The organism is Paraeggerthella hominis, assembly GCF_021044775.1.
GTDB lineage: Bacteria > Actinomycetota > Coriobacteriia > Coriobacteriales > Eggerthellaceae > Paraeggerthella > Paraeggerthella hominis.
The window spans coordinates 1-16,632 of the sequence record NZ_JAJNOQ010000004.1 but is presented as its reverse complement, the minus strand read 5'-3'; the positions used below and the strand labels follow the sequence as shown (position 1 = coordinate 16,632).

Annotated in this window: 12 protein-coding genes and 1 rRNA gene; 12 read left to right on the top strand and 1 reads right to left on the bottom strand. The window is 61.0% G+C overall.

Features of this window, described 5'->3' with window-relative positions:
* The 6 genes from LQE90_RS05500 to LQE90_RS05475 all read left to right on the top strand — a co-directional run bounded on the left by LQE90_RS05500 (nt 1) and on the right by LQE90_RS05475 (nt 8,013).
* On the top strand, nt 1–1,278 hold the full coding sequence (locus LQE90_RS05500; RefSeq protein WP_216528842.1) for an aminotransferase class III-fold pyridoxal phosphate-dependent enzyme: 1,278 nt from the start codon (nt 1–3) through the stop codon (nt 1,276–1,278).
* A gap of 255 nt (nt 1,279–1,533) precedes the next feature.
* Nucleotides 1,534–1,962, top strand: a complete 429-nt coding sequence (locus LQE90_RS05495; RefSeq protein WP_009305040.1) for an arginine repressor — start codon at nt 1,534–1,536, stop codon at nt 1,960–1,962.
* Between the two features lie 260 nt (nt 1,963–2,222).
* A complete protein-coding gene (locus tag LQE90_RS05490; RefSeq protein ID WP_216528843.1) occupies nt 2,223–3,551 on the top strand; it encodes an argininosuccinate synthase in 1,329 nt (442 codons plus the stop codon).
* A gap of 81 nt (nt 3,552–3,632) precedes the next feature.
* Nucleotides 3,633–5,021 carry an argininosuccinate lyase gene (gene argH / locus LQE90_RS05485; RefSeq protein ID WP_216528844.1) on the top strand — a complete coding sequence of 463 codons (1,389 nt, stop codon included), beginning with the start codon at nt 3,633–3,635 and terminating at the stop codon, nt 5,019–5,021.
* Nucleotides 5,022–5,199: 178 nt separating this feature from the next.
* Nucleotides 5,200–7,440, top strand: coding sequence for a transglycosylase domain-containing protein (locus LQE90_RS05480; protein ID WP_216528845.1), 2,241 nt, complete (start codon nt 5,200–5,202; stop codon nt 7,438–7,440).
* Between the two features lie 69 nt (nt 7,441–7,509).
* Nucleotides 7,510–8,013 carry a hypothetical protein gene (locus tag LQE90_RS05475; protein ID WP_216528846.1) on the top strand — a complete coding sequence of 168 codons (504 nt, stop codon included), beginning with the start codon at nt 7,510–7,512 and terminating at the stop codon, nt 8,011–8,013.
* A gap of 107 nt (nt 8,014–8,120) precedes the next feature.
* Here the strand turns inward: LQE90_RS05475 and LQE90_RS05470 are convergent, their stop codons facing one another.
* Complete coding sequence (locus LQE90_RS05470) at nt 8,121–10,292, bottom strand: transglycosylase domain-containing protein (protein ID WP_216528847.1); 2,172 nt, start codon at nt 10,290–10,292, stop codon at nt 8,121–8,123.
* A gap of 132 nt (nt 10,293–10,424) precedes the next feature.
* On the opposite strand from LQE90_RS05470, the gene LQE90_RS05465 reads away from it, so the two are divergent.
* From LQE90_RS05465 to LQE90_RS05440, 6 genes are all read left to right on the top strand, one after another.
* A complete protein-coding gene (locus LQE90_RS05465; protein ID WP_216528848.1) occupies nt 10,425–12,899 on the top strand; it encodes a U32 family peptidase in 2,475 nt (824 codons plus the stop codon).
* A gap of 75 nt (nt 12,900–12,974) precedes the next feature.
* Nucleotides 12,975–14,186: a tyrosine--tRNA ligase gene (gene tyrS, locus LQE90_RS05460; protein WP_216528849.1), complete on the top strand. Its 1,212-nt coding sequence runs from the start codon at nt 12,975–12,977 to the stop codon at nt 14,184–14,186.
* A 122-nt stretch (nt 14,187–14,308) separates the two neighbouring features.
* Entirely contained in the window at nt 14,309–14,758 is a 450-nt protein-coding gene (locus LQE90_RS05455; RefSeq protein WP_216528850.1) for a hypothetical protein, read from the top strand.
* A 19-nt stretch (nt 14,759–14,777) separates the two neighbouring features.
* Nucleotides 14,778–15,269 carry an RNA polymerase sigma factor gene (locus LQE90_RS05450; protein ID WP_216528851.1) on the top strand — a complete coding sequence of 164 codons (492 nt, stop codon included), beginning with the start codon at nt 14,778–14,780 and terminating at the stop codon, nt 15,267–15,269.
* Complete coding sequence (locus tag LQE90_RS05445; RefSeq protein WP_216528852.1) at nt 15,266–16,144, top strand: anti-sigma-I factor RsgI family protein; 879 nt, start codon at nt 15,266–15,268, stop codon at nt 16,142–16,144. Before LQE90_RS05450 ends, LQE90_RS05445 begins: the two co-directional genes overlap by 4 nt.
* A 419-nt stretch (nt 16,145–16,563) precedes the next feature.
* Nucleotides 16,564–16,632, top strand: a 16S ribosomal RNA gene (locus LQE90_RS05440); the annotation flags it as partial.

The window sequence follows — 16,632 nt, the reverse complement described above, 5'->3', positions numbered from 1 at the left end:
ATGGGCTTTCAAGAAGAACAGCAGCTGGAATCCGATTTCGTCATGGGAACGTATGCGCGCAAGCCTGTAGAGCTTGTACGCGGTTCGGGCATGCGGGTTGAAGACGCGCAGGGACGTTCGTACCTCGATTTCGTTTCCGGCGTAGGCGCGGTCAGCCTGGGGCATTGCCATCCGGCTCTCGTGTCGGCGCTCGAAGAGCAGGCCCGGTCGTTGATTCACGTGAGCAACTACTACTACATCGAGCATCGCGGGGAAGCGGCGCGCATGGTGTCCGACCTTCTGAACGCTTGCGTCCCCGAAGAGCTCCGCGCGCTGTGGAAGAGCTTCTTCTCCAATTCGGGCGCCGAGGCGAACGAGTGCGCGTTCAAGCTGGCCCGCCTGCATGCGAAGAAGCGCGCCCGCGCTGCCGCTTTGGCTTCCGGCGCCGACGAAGCTGCGGCGCATGCCGCCGCCGAGGCCGCACCGCGCATCATCGTCACGCTCGATCGCAGCTTCCACGGGCGAACGCTTGCCACGTTGGCGGCAACGGCCCAGCCTGCGAAGCAGGAGGCATTTCAGCCTTTGCCCGACGGGTTCGTGCGAACCCCTCTCAACGACGTCGAAGCGCTGGAAGCCTTGTTCGCAAGCCAGGGCGATGCGATTTGCGCGGTCATGGTGGAGTGCGTTCAAGGGGAAAGCGGCGTGCATCCGTGCACGACGGAATTCCTGCAAGCTGTTCGTCGCCTTACCGAAGAGCGCGGCGCCCTGTTCATGTGCGATGAGATCCAGTGCGGCATCTACCGTTGCGGAACGCACCCGTTCGGCTTCCAGCACTTCGGCGTGGTTCCCGATATCGTGACCATTGCGAAGGGCGTCGCGTCGGGCGTTCCCATGGGCATGTGCGCTGCCCGTGCGGAAGTGGCGGCCTCTTTCGGGGCAGGGGATCACGGATCCACGTTCGGCGGCAGCTGTTTGGCGGTTGCCGCTGCCGAGGCCACGCTCAGTACGCTGGCAAGCGAAGGCGCAGCTCAAAACGTCGAGCGGGTGGGCGCGTACCTGCGCGCGATGCTCGAAGGGCTTCCGCACGTGGTCGAGGTGCGCGGCCTGGGGCTGATGGTTGCCGCAGACCTTGAAGAGCACGTGAACGCGTCCGACGTCGTTTCCGCGGGGCTTGACAAGGGGTTGCTGCTCAACTGCACCGGCCCGCATACGCTTCGCTTCCTGCCTCCGCTCGTATGCACGGAAGCCGATGTCGATACGCTGGGGGAGCGCTTGCGCGACATCTTGAGTTCGTACTAGAAAAGACACGTCTTGGGACGAGTCGGTCCTGGGGCGCCTCGGTGAGAGCTGCACGCACGTGCGTGGTATTCGCGTGCAGCTCGCTTACCGGAAAAGTTTCGAGACTTTTGAAATTCTGGGCTAGAAAAGCCGAATTATGAGGTACTATTTAATGCATATTTTCGCTGAGTGTTTCGCAATTTTGCATACCTCATGCGAGAATGAATGAGCGGAATTGTATGTGATCGTTCTCGAGGAACAGAGGGTATCGCAGGCATGAGGAAGCGGCAACAACGGCATGACATTATTCGCGACATCATTCGCGAGCACAATGTCAAGACGCAGCGAGATCTCGCAAATCAGCTGCAGGCCGCTGGCTATGAGTGCACTCAGGCTACGATATCCCGCGACATCATGGACATGGGTCTGGTGAAGTCGCGCGAGGGCTATTACGTTCTCCCTGAGGAGATGCGACTCCAGCGTATGGTTTCCGAATTGGTCGAAGAGGTACACGTGGCAGGCAACATGGTCGTAGTCAAGACGTTTTCCGGCGGAGCTGCCGGCGTCTCTGCTGCGCTCGATAAGGCCAGCCTGCGCGGTGCTCTGGGAACAGTGGCAGGCGACAACACGATCATGATCGCAGCGGAAAGCCCCGAGGCTGCCGTTGAAGTTGAGCGCGCCATCGACCGACTGCGACGACGTTAGTCGTCTACTTTCTTTTGCGGGAGACGCTTTTCCTCCCCACCTTCACCCCAAGCTTAGTATAAGCACCCGCATCCAAGTCGCCCGGCTTGGCTGTGCCGCAGCGAAAAGCCGCGGTGCATGTACGGATCACGTGCGCTCGATTTTCCTCGACGCCTTCCTTGGCATACCTCCTTTCGGTTGAAGGGGGTGGCTTTCTGTACCTGCATTGCGAAACGGGCATGAAATCAGGTACAAGCCATCAAAGGAAGGAACACATAATCATGGCTGATCAGAAGGATAAAGTTGTACTTGCTTATTCGGGCGGGCTGGATACGTCGTGCTGCATCAAGTGGCTTCAGGTGGAAAAGAACCTCGACGTCATCGCAGTGGTGGGCGACGTGGGGCAAGAGCACGAAGGCCTCGAAAAGATCAAGCAGAAAGCGCTCAAATCGGGCGCGCTCGAATGTATCGTGGTGGACATGCGGCAGACGTTCGTTCAGGAGTACCTGAGCAAGGCGTTAGCCGCCAACGCGATGTACGAGAACAAGTACCCGCTGGTCTCCGCTTTGTCGCGGCCTCTGATATCCAAGCATCTCGTGGACGCAGCCCATGCGTTCGGCGCGAAGTACATTGCGCACGGCTGCACGGGCAAGGGCAATGATCAAGTGCGCTTCGAGGCCAGCATCACGATGCTCGACCCCGATCTCGAGATTCTGTCCCCGGTGCGCGAATGGGATCTGAAGACCCGCCCCGAGGAAATGGAATGGGCCCAGCAGCACGGCATCGAGGTGCCCACCACCAAAAAATCCCCGTACTCCATCGACGACAACCTGTGGGGCCGGGCAATTGAGTGCGGCGTGCTCGAAGACCCGTGGGCGGAGCCTCCGGCGGACATCTATGCCATGACCGTTGACCCCGTCGAGGCTCCTGACGAGCCGCAGTACGTCGAGATCGAGTTCATGCGCGGTTTGCCGTACATGCTCGATGGCAACCAGAAAAGCTTCTTCGGCATCATATACGCGCTGAACGAGATTGCGGGAAAGCACGGCTACGGTCGCATCGACATGATCGAGAACCGGCTGGTCGGCGTGAAGAGCCGGGAGTGTTATGAGGTGCCAGGTGCCCTGTCGCTCATTCAGGCGCACAAAGCGCTCGAAGACCTGGTGCTCGAGCGCGAAGTGCTGCACTTCAAGCTGGGCATGGAGCAGGCGTGGGCGAAGTGCGTGTACAACGGCCAGTGGTTCTCGCCCCTCAAGGAAGCCATCGACGCGTTCCTGCTCAACACGCAGCGTTGCCTGTGCGGTACCGTTCGGCTCAAGTTCTACAAGGGATCCTGCACGGTGGTCGGCCGGAGAAGCTCGTATTCGCTTTACGATTACGCGCTGGCAACCTACGACGCCGATGATGTGTTCGATCACGAGGCCGCCAAGGGCTTCATCCAGCTCAACACGCTGTCTGCGAAGACCTGGGCCTCGAATCGCCGGAAGGAAGGCGCTCCGGCCGAGCTGTTCGACGCCGAAAAGCAGGAGGGCCCTTTGACCAAGGGCAAGTACGAAGACGTGACTCCCATTTGGAAGCAGGTGGTCGCCGCCGAAGCCGAGCTGGCGTAGGCGCGCAGGTGTTCGGGCGGGGCGTTGCGGACGCCCGCCCGACGCGCGGAACTGAAACGATACGATAAAAGGGACGGTACCATGGCACTTTGGTCGGGTAGATTCACCCAGGACGTGAGCGAGTTCACGCAGCGGTTCGGAGCATCGCTGCCGGTTGACAAGGCGCTGTACGCGCAGGACATAGCAGGATCGCAGGCCCATGCGCGCATGCTCGCGAAAACGGGCGTCATCTCCAACGATGACGCGGCCGCGATCGTCGGCGGCCTTGATCGCATCAAGGCGCGCATCGATGCGGGGACGTTCGAGTTCAATATCAACGACGAGGACATTCACATGTCCGTGGAGCGTGCGCTTATCGCCGACATAGGGGACGCGGGCGCCCGCCTGCATACCGGGCGCAGCCGCAACGACCAGGTGGCAACCGACACGCGCCTGTTCGCGAAGCAGCGGTGCACGCAGCTTATGGAGGCGAACGTCATGCTGCGCAAGGCGCTCATCACGCAGGCAGAGGAGCACTTCGACGTCATTCTTCCCGGTTACACGCACCTGCAGCATGCGCAGCCCGTGCTGTTCTCCCATCACATGCTGGCGTACGTATGGATGCTCACGCGAGACTTCGAGCGTTTGGCGGCCGCTCGTCGCGCAGCGGATGCCAGCCCGCTGGGGTCCGCTGCTCTCGCGGGAACCACCTACCCGCTTGATCGGCAAATGACGGCAGATGACCTGGGATTTTCGAACGTGATCCCCAATTCTCTCGATGCGGTGTCCGATCGCGACTTTCTGCTGGATCTTTCGTACGCGTGCAGCGTTTCGTGCATGCACCTGTCGCGCTTGTGCGAAGAGATCGTGCTGTGGTCCACCTCCGAGTTCGATTTCATCGAGCTTTCGGATGCGTTTTCTACGGGCTCGTCCATCATGCCGCAGAAAAAGAACCCTGATTTCGCGGAGCTCATCCGCGGGAAAACAGGTCGCGTGGTGGGGGACCTGGTCGCGCTGCTCGTCACCATGAAGGCTTTGCCGCTGGCGTACAACAAGGACCTCCAGGAAGACAAGGAAGGTGCCGTCGACGCGGCAAAAACCCTCGAGGACTGCCTGGTGTGCGCAGCCGGCATGATCGAGACCATGGAGGTGAAGCCGGCTTCGATGCTCTCTCAAGCGAAGAAGGGCTATCTGGCGGCTACGGACGTGGCTGATTATCTGGCTAAGAAAGGCTTGCCGTTCAGAAACGCCCACGCGGTGGTTGGCCACTTGGTTTTGACGTGCGAACAGCGCGGATGCGACCTGAGCGATCTGTCGATCGAAGACTTCAAAGCAGCAAGCGACCTGTTCGAAGACGATATCGTGAACGAGCTTGACCTGGCAAGCATCGTTTCCGCGCGCATCACCGAAGGCGGAACCGGAGGCAGCGCCGTACGGGTGCAGCTGGAGCAAGCGAAGAGCGCGCTCGCTGCCGACGAGGCGTCTCTGTAGCCGTTTCGCTCCAAGGCGCATCCTTCGCAAAACGCTGGGCAACATGACCGCCCGGTCGGTACTTTTACGTTCCGACCGGGCGTTTTGCGTTATGCCCTTTTTCCAACAAGTTTATGTTGATTCATGGGGAGCCATGTCCCGATGATACAATTGGGCGAAGTTTTCTGGGAGGTGTCACGTGGCTTCACGTTCGATAAAAAACAGGCCGAGCATTAAAAAGAAGCATCCATCCATTGGCCTTTTGGTGATATTCACCGTGCTCGTTGCCGTCGTAACCGCTGGCGGCGTAGGTATATATGCGCTCGGAACGTCGTGGATCGGCGATTTGACTACGTATGACGTATCGCAAGTCGAGGACCTGAACGTTTCTCATCCGTCCGAAATGTACGCGAGCGATGAGACCACGCAGCTGGCGAAGCTGCAGCTGGAGAACCGCGACCCGGTTTCCTCGCTCGACGCGATCAGCCCGTACGTGGTGAAGGGCACGGTTGCCACCGAGGACGAGCGCTTCTACGAGCATGGCGGCTTTGATCTTTGGGGCATCATGCGCGCGGCCGTGGTGACGTTGACCGGCTCTGGCCGCGAAGGCGCGTCCACCATCACGCAGCAGTTCGTCCGCAACACCATCCTGTCCGACGAGATGACCGAGATCTCGCTCAAGCGCAAGGTGCGCGAGATGTACCTGTCCGTCAAGCTGGAAGAGGTGTACAGCAAGGACCAGATCCTGCTCATGTACCTCAACACCATCAACTACGGCAACGCTACCTACGGCATCGAGGCTGCGGCGGAGCGCTACTTCTCGAAGAACGCGGCCGACCTGACGCTGGCGGAATCAGCCGCGCTCGTCGGCATTCCCCAGTCGCCCACGTACAACGAACCGATCAACAACCTGGATAACTGCGTGTCTCGGCGCAACGTCGTGCTTGACCGCATGCTTTCGAACGGGGTCATCACCCAGGAGGAATGCGATGCGGCGAAGGCCGAGGAGCTTATTCTCAACCAAACCGTACCCACGAACGATGGCATCCTGGCCTACCAGTACTTCACCAGCTACGCCATCGACAAGCTTAAAGAGACGTACAGCGTAGCCGAGATCTTCGCCGGCGGCCTTACCATCGTCACGACGCTTGACGTGTCTGCGCAGCAGGCCGCCGAAGCCGCCATCGAGGAGAAGGAACAGAGGCTCGGCGGCACGATCCAAGGGGCTTTGGTTGCCGTCGATCCCAACACCGGTCATGTGAAGGCGCTGGTAGGGGGTCGTGGTGACAGCGAATTGAACCTCGCAACGGGCAAGGGCACGAACCCGACGAATCCCGGTCGTCCCTGCGGTTCCACGTTCAAAACGTTTACGCTCATTGCGGCGCTCGAGGCGGGGATCAATCCGAAGACCATGGTGGACTGCACGTCTCCGGCCGTTATACCTGATGCCGGCTATCCTGCGAGCAACCCGCTGAACAACATCAACAATCAAAGCTTCGGCAACATCTCCATGCAGAAGGCGTTTGCGAAGTCATCGAACACGGGCTTTGTGCGCTTGGAGATGGCGGTCGGCATCGACAAGGTTATCAACACTGCGAAGAACATGGGCATCACCTCGCCGCTGAACCCGGTAGGTTCGCTGACGCTGGGCCAGCAAAACGTGACGGTTCTCGACTTGGCGAAGTCGTATGCTCCCATCGCGAACGGCGGTACGAAGTACGATGCGCAGCCTATCTTGCGGATTTCCGACAAGAACGGCAATATCATTGCTGACAACTCGGCTCCCGGAGGCGAGCGCGTCATGTCTCCTGAAGTGGCGAAGGCAACAACCGATGTGATGAAGACCGTGGTTACCGATCCTGAGGGCACGGGCGGTAACGCTCGGTTGGCGAACGGCCAGGAAGTAGCTGCGAAAACCGGTACGTCGAGCGATTACAAGGACATCACGTTCTGCGGCATCACCCCGCAGCTGTCGGTGGCTATCTGGTTCGGCGATCCTTCCAACGTGGAGGAAATCCCCGTGAGCGTAAGCGCAGGGGACGTGTTCGCCAACTTCATGGACCAGGTGCTCGAAGGTCAGCCGGCCGAGAAGTTCCCGACGGCCAGCGATCCCAAGTACCTGCCGTCGTACTCCGATTCCAAGTATCATATTGGCGGAGCTTACGGCAGCGAGACGAAGGAAAAGGAAGAGGACGAGTCGAAGGAAGAGGAGAAGCCCTCTACCGGCACGGGCGACACCAAGCCCAAGCCTACGCCCACGCCCGATCCTACCCCCGACCCTACGCCCACGCCCGATCCGAAGCCCGATCCCGATCCGAAACCCGACCCGGAGCCTGATCCGAAACCGGATCCAAAGCCCCAGGCCGCCGCTGTTTCGATGCGCGTAGATGCGTGGATCAGGCAACCGTTCGGGTACGAGCATTTGCTGTATGCGGTGTAGCGGTTTCAAGACCGACGAAAACCGCTACGATACGATAACGACGATTCAATGCAGGAAAGCAGGTAGATAATGAAACGATCGAGATCCGCCCGAGTGCTCGTTGCTTTGTTCGCGGGCGTGCTCATGGTGTTCGCTTTGGGCGGTTGCGCGCAGCAGGATTCTGCGGCCGCTCAGCAGCAGTCCCAGAACCGTCAGTACATGACCCAGGTGAACCAGGTTATGGAGGATCTGAAAAGCAGGCTGGACAGCTTCACCGACGCGGTGTCGCGCGGCGACGTAGTGGGCATGCGCGCTCAGGCCGACAATGCGTTCAAGGCGATCGATTCGCTGGGCAAGCTTGAAGTTCCCGACGACCTGAAGGACATCCAGCAGGAATACGTCGACGGAGCGAACGGCTTGAAGGATGCGCTGAACTCGTACATCGACCTGTACACCGAAATCGACAGCGCAACGGAAGCCCAGCCTTTCGATTGGTCTACGTACGCGGACCGCGTCGCGCAGATCAAGCAGCAGTACGATGACGGCATCGGCAAGCTGCAGTCGGGCGACAACAAGGCATCGGAAAAGAACTAAGCAAAAGGAACCAAGCAAGAGACGGGGTCAACGGCCCGTTTTCGACCGCAGGTCGGAACGCAAGCCGTTGACCCCGTCTTGTATTGTCCTTGCGGCGCTTCGCCGTTCTAAGGTTTAGGTCCAAGCGACACGATGATGACTACTTGCCCGTCTCGTACGCTTTGGCTTATGACGATGCCTGCGGGCACGGTGTCGGAATACTCTTCGAGATAGCCTGCAGGGTAGCCCTCGAGGATGGATGCGGCTTCCGAAAGCGTGCGTCCTACGGTGCTGGGGGCCGAGCGCAGATCGCGCCGATCGTCCTTGTCGTCCTCGTCCTTGTTCAACTGCGACTCAAGCTTGTTCTTCTGGGCGGTGTTGTACGGGTTGTTGTACGCAGGATCTTGCATCGAGACGAAGTGCTCGATAGCCTGCCCCTCGGTCGCGCGGTCCATGAAGTCTTTCCAAAGCGCGTTGCAGGTGATGCCCCGATCGGTTGCGATGGCGCCTGCCGGATTGCCGATCCAGGTGGATACCGAGAGGGCGGGCGTGTAGCCGACCAGCCAATGGTCGGCGAAGTCGCTCGAAGTGCCGGTCTTTCCGGCAACGGGTTGGCCGCTGTAGAGCCGCGCATTGTTCGCGGTGCCCTCGCCGGTCTCGAATACGGTGCGCAGCACTTTCGTGGTTGCTGCCGTCACGCGTTCGTCCAGCACGCGTTCGCTCGTGTCGGGAGCTTCGTATATCACCTGACCGTTGCGGTCGAGGATTTTCGTCACCACCACAGGGGCGCGCTTGATCCCGCCCGACGCCAGCGTTGCGTAGGCGGTTGCCATGTCAAGGGGCGTAACGTCGGCGGCGCCCAGCGTTGTGGAATACACGGTGGTCATCGGCGATGCGACCCCCAAGCGGGCAGCCATCTCGGTGGTGGACGATTGCCCGATGGCTTCCGAAAGGCGCAGGTAGCCGGTGTTCGAGGAGATGGCGGTGGCGCTCTGGATGCTGCGAATCCCGTAGTTGTAGCCGTCGAAGTTCTCGAACTCGTGGCTCTGCCCGTCAATGACATGCGTCATGGGGGACGTGCAGTCCACGAGCGTTTGCGGGGATACGCCCTGCTCGATGGCGGCGGCTAGCGTGAACGCCTTGAACGTCGATCCCGCCTGGCGTCCCGATCCGCCCGTTCCGGTTGCAAGGTTCACCTTGCTCGTATCGTAATCGCTGCCGCCCACCATAGCCTTTACCTGGCCTGTTTGCGCTTCGATAGCAACAAGCGATGCCTCTAGGTCGGCATCCATCCGCTCGCGCTGCGCACTGCAGGCGGCTTCTGCTTTGTCTTGCAAGCTCGGGTTGATGGAGGTGTAGACGGTCAAACCGCCCTTGAACAGGTCCGCGTACGAGCACCCGTACGGATTGTTCTCGGATAGCAGAAGGTCTCGCACATAGCTGGTGAAGTAATGGTAGGCGTAGATGCCGTCGGCGGGAGCGTCCGGAGCAAGGCTGAGTCCCAGCTCTGCGCTTGTTGCCGCCTCGTACTCGTCCCGCGTGATGTCTCCTGCAGAAAGCATGCGGTCGAGCACGACGTTTCGCCGCTCCAGGCATGCCTCGGGGTGCTCCTTGGGATTGAGGTACGTGGGGGATTGGGGTATGCCGATGAGCGTGGCAGCTTGGGTGAGCGTGAGGTCGGCGGCCGACGTTTGAAAGTAGTTCCGCGCTGCCGCTTCGATGCCGTAGCATCCGTCTCCGTAGTTGATGGTGTTAAGGTACATGAGCAGGATTTCGTCCTTGGAGAATCGTTTCTCCAGATTGACGGCCAGTTCGGCTTCCCGAATCTTGCGTTCGAAAGAAATCTCATGAGCTTCTTGCGTCAGCACGGTGTTCCGAACAAGCTGCTGGGTGATGGTGGACGCCCCCTCCAGCTTTCCGCCGCGCAGGTTGTTGACGAGGGCGCGCGCGATGCCCGGAAAATCAACGCCGTCGTGTTCGTAGAATCGCACGTCTTCCGTGTCTACGGTGCCTTTTAAGACGTATGGGCTTATTTGGCTCAGTTCGATAGGGTCGCGCTTTTCCAGCTGGAATTCGGCGAGGACCGTCTGACCGTCGTCGGCGAACATGACGGATTCCTGCGCGTGGCTGGTGAAGTCGGTGTCTTCGATGGATGGGAGATCTTCCGTCCACTGGTTCATGACGTTGAGCATTCCTCGTACGCCCCAGAAGGCGACGAAGCACAGGGCCGCTGTGGTCAGAAGAAGCAGCCATTGCACCGCATGGGTGCGCTTTTCACGCTGTTTTCGGCGTATTTTCATCGTTCGACTATACTACCATAGCGCTATAGCTGAATCGCTGAGTGACAGAGGGGCGGGGGATCGCGATGCAGCGCGTCTGGTTTGACGCAGCGCCCTCCCGTTGAATTTCATTATATATAGGTAAGGATTGCCATGCTTCACGATGTCGAACTGCTCGCTCCGGCCGGAAACGCTGCCGCGCTTCATGCTGCCGTTCGCGGCGGCGCCGATGCGGTGTACCTCGGACTCGACTCTTTCAATGCTCGGCGCGGCGCCGACAACTTCACGATGGAGACGTTCGCCGAGGCGTGCGATTACGCTCACCTGCGCGGCGTCAGCGTGTACGTGACGTTCAACACGGCCGTGTTGCCCTCCGAATTAACGCGCGCGCTCGAAACGATTCGACAGGCATACCGCGCCGGGGCCGACGCGTTCATCGTGCAGGATATCGGCGTGGCGGCTGAGGTGTCCCGCGCATTGCCGGAGGCGCGCCTGCATATTTCCACGCAGATGAACACGCATAACGCTGCGGGCATAGAGGCGGCGGCTCGTTTGGGCGCGCGTCGCGTGACGCTTGCTCGCGAGCTGTCCCTTGCCGAGATCGCGCATTTGGCCGAGGTTGCGCATGGCTTCGACATGGACGTAGAAACGTTCGCACATGGTGCGCTGTGCGTGTGCTATTCGGGCCAGTGCTTCATGTCGTCGCTCATCGGAGGCCGCTCGGCAAACCGAGGCATGTGCGCGCAGGCGTGCCGCTTGCCGTACGAGCTGCGTAACAAAGCGCTGCGCAAAAGCCTGCCCTCGCCGGGCGACCACCTGCTTTCCCCGCAGGACCTGTGCGCTGTGGATTTGTTGCCTGAACTGGTGCAGGCGGGCGTCGCTTCGTTCAAGATCGAGGGCCGCATGAAATCGCCCGAGTACGTGTTCGCGGTCACCAGCGTGTATCGGGCCGTGCTCGATCGGGTGCTCGCCTGGCGTGCGCAGGGTTGCGTGGGGGAGGCCCCTCGTGCGAACGACGACGAGCAGCGTGCGCTTGCCGAAGCGTTCTCGCGCGGTTTCACCACCGCGTACCTTGAGGGCGAGCGCGGCAATGACATCATGAGCTACGGGCGCCCCAACAATCGAGGCGTATTCGTCGGGCGCGTTGCTTCCGCCAAGGGCGGCGTGGCAACCGTTGCCGCCGAGCGCGAGCTCGTCCGCGGCGACGTCCTGGAGTTTTGGACGAACAAAGGCCATTTCGCGTACACGCTCGATTCCGTCGAGCTTGATCGCGAAGGAAACGTGCGCGTGTCGCCGGAGCGTCCGGTGGGCAAGGGCGATCGCGTGTTTCGCGTGCGCAGCGCCGCCGCAGCTTTCGAAGATGATGCGTTCGAGCCGCGCGTGCCGATCGTCGGGCGCGCCGTGCTGAAGATAGGCGAGCCGCTGCGCGTCGAGTTCTCGCTTGCGCCTCAGGCTGCCGCGCGCACGTCCGCTGCGTCGGAAGCTCTTGCCGTTGCGGAAGGCGAAGTGGTGGAGGCTGCGCGCACGAAGCCCGTTTCCGCAGACGACGTGCGGGCTCACATCGACCGACTCGGCCAAACGCCGTTTACGATCGAACGACTGGATATCGATTTGGACGACGGCGTGGGAGTGGGCTTCTCCCAGCTGCATCGCGTGCGCGCCGCAGCTTTGGACGAACTGGTCGACCTGCTGCTCGAAGGCGATTGCAACCGCGCGCTTCCGCGCGTGGCGGTGCGCGAAACCCCGCAGCCGGCCAGGCCGAAGGGGCTTCGCATTGCGGCATGGGCTACGAACCCCGCATGCGCTCGTGCCGCGAAGCGTGCAGGGGCGGATATCATCTACGTGCCCGCTTTGCATTACAAGCGCGGCGAAGCCGTCGTTGCCGGCCAGCGATCGCAAACGGCCGAGCAAGCCGGCTATCCGAAGCAGGCCGTCGTGGCCCTTCCCACCATCGAGCATGACCTTGTGCCCGGTACGCGCGAGATGGCGCTCGACTTCGACGCTTGGCGCTACGTCAAGCCCGGCAAGCCCGTTCTTGTTGAAAACCTGGGAGCGCTTGTGCGCGCGGTCGAACTTGGAGCTCAGGTGGAAGTCGGCCCGCACATTCCCGTGACGAACGAGCTTTCGCTTGCCACGGCCGCCAATCTAGGAGCTCAGCGCGTGTGGCTGTCTCCCGAGCTGACCTTGGGCCAGATCGCCGACCTGGCGGAGGATTCCCCTGTTGAGCTGGGTCTTACAGTGATAGGCTCCCAAGAGCTCATGGTGACCGAGCATTGCCTGCTTATGAGCCAAGGTCCGTGCGACCAGGATTGCGATGCGTGCCCTCGTCGCAAAAGCCCCCATTACCTGCGCGATCGGAAAGATTTCGAGTTCCCCGTGGTCACCGATGCCCTCGGGCGCACTCACCTGTACAACGCAGTGCAGCTTGACGTGGTCCACGCGCTGCCCGACTTGATAAGCGCCGGTCTGACCGCGCTCATGGTCGACACCACGCTCATGAACGTGGAGCAGACAACCCAGGCGGTGGCTCGCGTCGTCCGTGCGCGCAACGTCGCCAACTCAAGCGGCAGCGCAATCGCGAAAACGCCGGGAACGACAAGCGGTCATCTGTTCCGGGGGGTTTCGTAGCGCTTCGGGCTCGATCGGGCTTTCCCAATGTGTGCTAGAATCGCAACTTACGTAGAGGCAAAGAAAGAGGAAACGATGCTATCCGCTGAAGAACAACTGCACATCATCGCTTCCGGCACCGCGAAGATCGTGCCGGAAAGCGCGCTGCTCGAAAAGCTCAAGCGCGGCACGCCGCTCAACATCAAGCTGGGCGTCGACCCTACGGCTCCCGATATCCATCTGGGCCATGCGGTTCCGCTGCGCAAGCTGCACCAGTTCCAGGACCTCGGTCACGGCGTCACGCTCATCATCGGCGATGGCACGGCGCTTATCGGCGATCCGTCGGGCCGTAACTCCACGCGTCCGCAGCTCACGTCCGATCAGATCAAGGTGAACGCTCAAACGTACGTTGACCAGGCGTTCAAAATCCTCGATCCCGAGAAGACCACGCTGCGCTACAACTCCGAATGGCTGCTCTCCCTCAACATGGAGGGCTTGCTCAAGGTGGCCAGTAACTTCACGGTGGCCCGTATTCTCGAGCGCGACGATTTCCATAACCGCTACACGGGCAACCAGCCCATCAGCCTGCACGAGTTCCTCTACCCCGTCATGCAGGCTTACGACTCGGTGGTCATCAAGGCCGACGTCGAGCTGGGCGGCACCGACCAGCTGTTCAACCTGTTGGCTGGTCGCGAGCTCATGGAGAAGATGGGCATGGAGCCGCAGGTGTGCCTGACGCTTCCGCTGCTCGAAGGCACCGACGGCGTGCAGAAGATGTCGAAGAGCTACGGCAACTACATCGGCCTGACCGACGAGCCTGCCGACATGTTCGGCAAGGTCATGTCGATTCCCGACGAGCTCATGATCAAGTACCACCGTCTGGCCTCCGCCTTCTCGGTCGACGAGATCGACGCGATCGAGCGCGGCTTGGCTGCCGATGAGCTGCATCCTAATAAGGTGAAGCGCGCGCTTGCTCGCAACATCGTGGAAGCGTACTACGACCAAGCGGCTGCCACGGCAGCTGAAGAGCAGTTCGACCTCGTGTTCAAGCAGCATGCGGTACCCGACGACATCCCCGAGTACGCTGCCGACTTGGCGCCGAACGAGGACGGCTTCGTGTACCTGGCGAAGCTTATCGCTGACGCCGGTTTGGCGGGGAGTGCCGGCGAGGCTCGGCGCCTGATCGACGGCGGCGGCGTCAAGGTGAACGGCGAAGCGTTGCCTCCGAAGTCCTACAACGTGGAGCCGGCCGCAATCGAAGGCGCGGTGCTGCAAGTAGGCAAGCGCAAGTTCGTGAAGCTGGTCTAATCGCAGAGGCGGCCTTCGGGTCGCCTCTGTTGCATTTTTTTCAAAACTCTTGCAAGGATGGCCGCCGCTCGTTCGTGTTGTATATGAAGGAAGCACGAACGAACAACCAGGAGGACCGATTCATGAAGAAGAAAACCATCGCCATCGCCGCCGCCATCGCTCTGGTGGCGCTTGCGGTGCCCGCCGTCGCGTTCGCGAATGCGATGCCCCATGCTTGGATGGGGCTGGGGCAAAGCGCGCGCGTGCAGCCCGTACTGGCCGATCAGGAGGCAAACGCAGCGCGCGGGGGCTACGTCGACGCCGATCAAGACGGCGTCTGCGACAACCGCGTCGACGGTCGCGGCATGGGCTCGGGCTACGTCGACGCCAACGGCGACGGCGTCTGCGACAACCGTGTGGACGGTCGCGCCGCGGGTTCCGGCTATGTCGACGCCGATGGCGACGGTGTCTGCGACAACCGCGGTTCCGCGGGGTACGGCCAGGGTCAGGGCCAAGGACAGGGCCAGGGCAAGGGCTTCGGTCTGGGTCGCGGAGCCGGTTGCGGCTACGGGGCCGGTTGCCAGCGCGGCTAAAGGCCGACTTGTTCGCACCATGAGACCGGGTACAGACATCGAGCGGGCTATAGAGGCTCACGGCGATGCCGTATGGCGCGTGTGCGGCCTCTATTTCCGCGCGCATGCCGACGCTCAGGACGCATTTCAAGATACGTTCATGAAGTACGCCCTCGCCGACAGTGCAGCGTTCGAGAACGAAGAGCATCGCAAAGCCTGGCTCATTCGCGTGTCAGCTAATGTATGCAAAGACATGCTGAAAGCCGCCGCCCGCCGCAACGTTTCGTTCGATGCCGATGCGGCGTCCCCGCATCCCGTGTCGACGGATCCTGCGGTTCAGCCGGCTTCTTTCGAGAGCGAGGTGGCCGACGCCATGAGGTCGCTCGACGATCCGCCGCGCACGCCTTTGTACCTCTCGCTCTATGAAGGATACACCGCGCCCGAAATCGCCCGCATGGTCGATGCGCCCGTCAACACCGTTTACTCGTGGATCGCGCGCGGCAAGCAGCAGTTGAAGGAGGTCTTGTCATGAGCTATCTCGATCAGCGCGTCCGAGAGGCCTTCGACGAGGTCAAGGTTCCCGAATCCGTGAAGAATCAAACCCTTGCCTGCATAGAGGCGGCTCGTTGCGCCGCCGAGGCTCCCGTTCCCGCGCCGGTGGGGTCGTCTTCTGAAAAAGAACCCTCGCCGCGCTCCCACTTCCGGGCGCATGGCGTCCGCAGGGTGGCGGCTCTTGCGGCGTGCCTCGTGTTGGCGGTTGCGTGCCTGAGCGGATACCGCCTGTACGCGGAGCCTACGGCGTACGTGGGAATAGACGTTAACCCGTCTCTCGAGCTTTCCGTCAACCGATTCGGATTGGTCGTGGAGGCAAGGGCGCTCAACGAGGATGGCCGTGCCGTCCTGGATTCGGTTTCGCTCGAAAATCGTCCGTACGCTTCGGCATTGGAGGCGCTGACGGAAAGCGAGGGCTTTGCTCCCTATATACAGGAGACGTCTTTTGTCGAAGTGAGCGTCACGTCGGGCGACAACCGGCAAGCTGAGAGCCTTCGGGCCGAGAGCGATGCGCAGTTAGCGGCGCTGCCGTGCGCGGGCGCCTGCGCCGTCGTAAGTGAAGGAGACCGAGCGGCTGCGGCCGACGCGGGCATGGGGGTCGGTCGCTACCGTGCGGCTCTCGAGCTGATGGAGTACGATCCCAATGTTACGCTTGAAGCATGCTCGAAGATGAGCATGCGCGAGCTCCGCGATCGCATCGAGGCGTGCGCTCACCCCGATGGCGAGACGACTTCCGGCGGCAAAGGGGAGGGTCATGGGCCAGCCGGCGGGGGACGGTTCGGGCAGGGGGCTTCTTCCGGATCCGGGAACGGAATGGGTCGAGGACAAGGAGGGAACCCGGGTGCTTCTCTATAAGAGTGCTTTTACATGGGCTAGATTCGGGTTGCAAACCAGTTGTGTGCAAAGTTCACAACTCAACAATCTGTGACCTGGGGTTTTGCAAATTATCACCCGAAATATGCAGCAAATTCGAAATTTACCATTGCGTTACTTAGAACTTACCGGTAATATACAACTCCCGCGTTTGAGGGAAGCGCGAATCGCCGAAAAGCGATTGGGAAAACGAACCCTCCCGCAAACGGTTGCATACCGAGCGGAGGGCCTGCAAGCGGGTCCGCGAGAACCTTGAAAACCGGATACTGAGAAGCAGAACAAGCGAGAAAAAAGCCAAGTGAACGGATCCGCATGAGACGGACCCCGGCCGGCCGCGGACCCCTCGGGGAGGCGGGCGGCGGGAAACCAAGATCGAACGCGGCAGCGATGCCGCACTCTTTTAAACGGAGAGTTTGATCCTGGCTCAGGATGAACGCTGGCGGCGTGCCTAACACATGCAAGTCGAACGG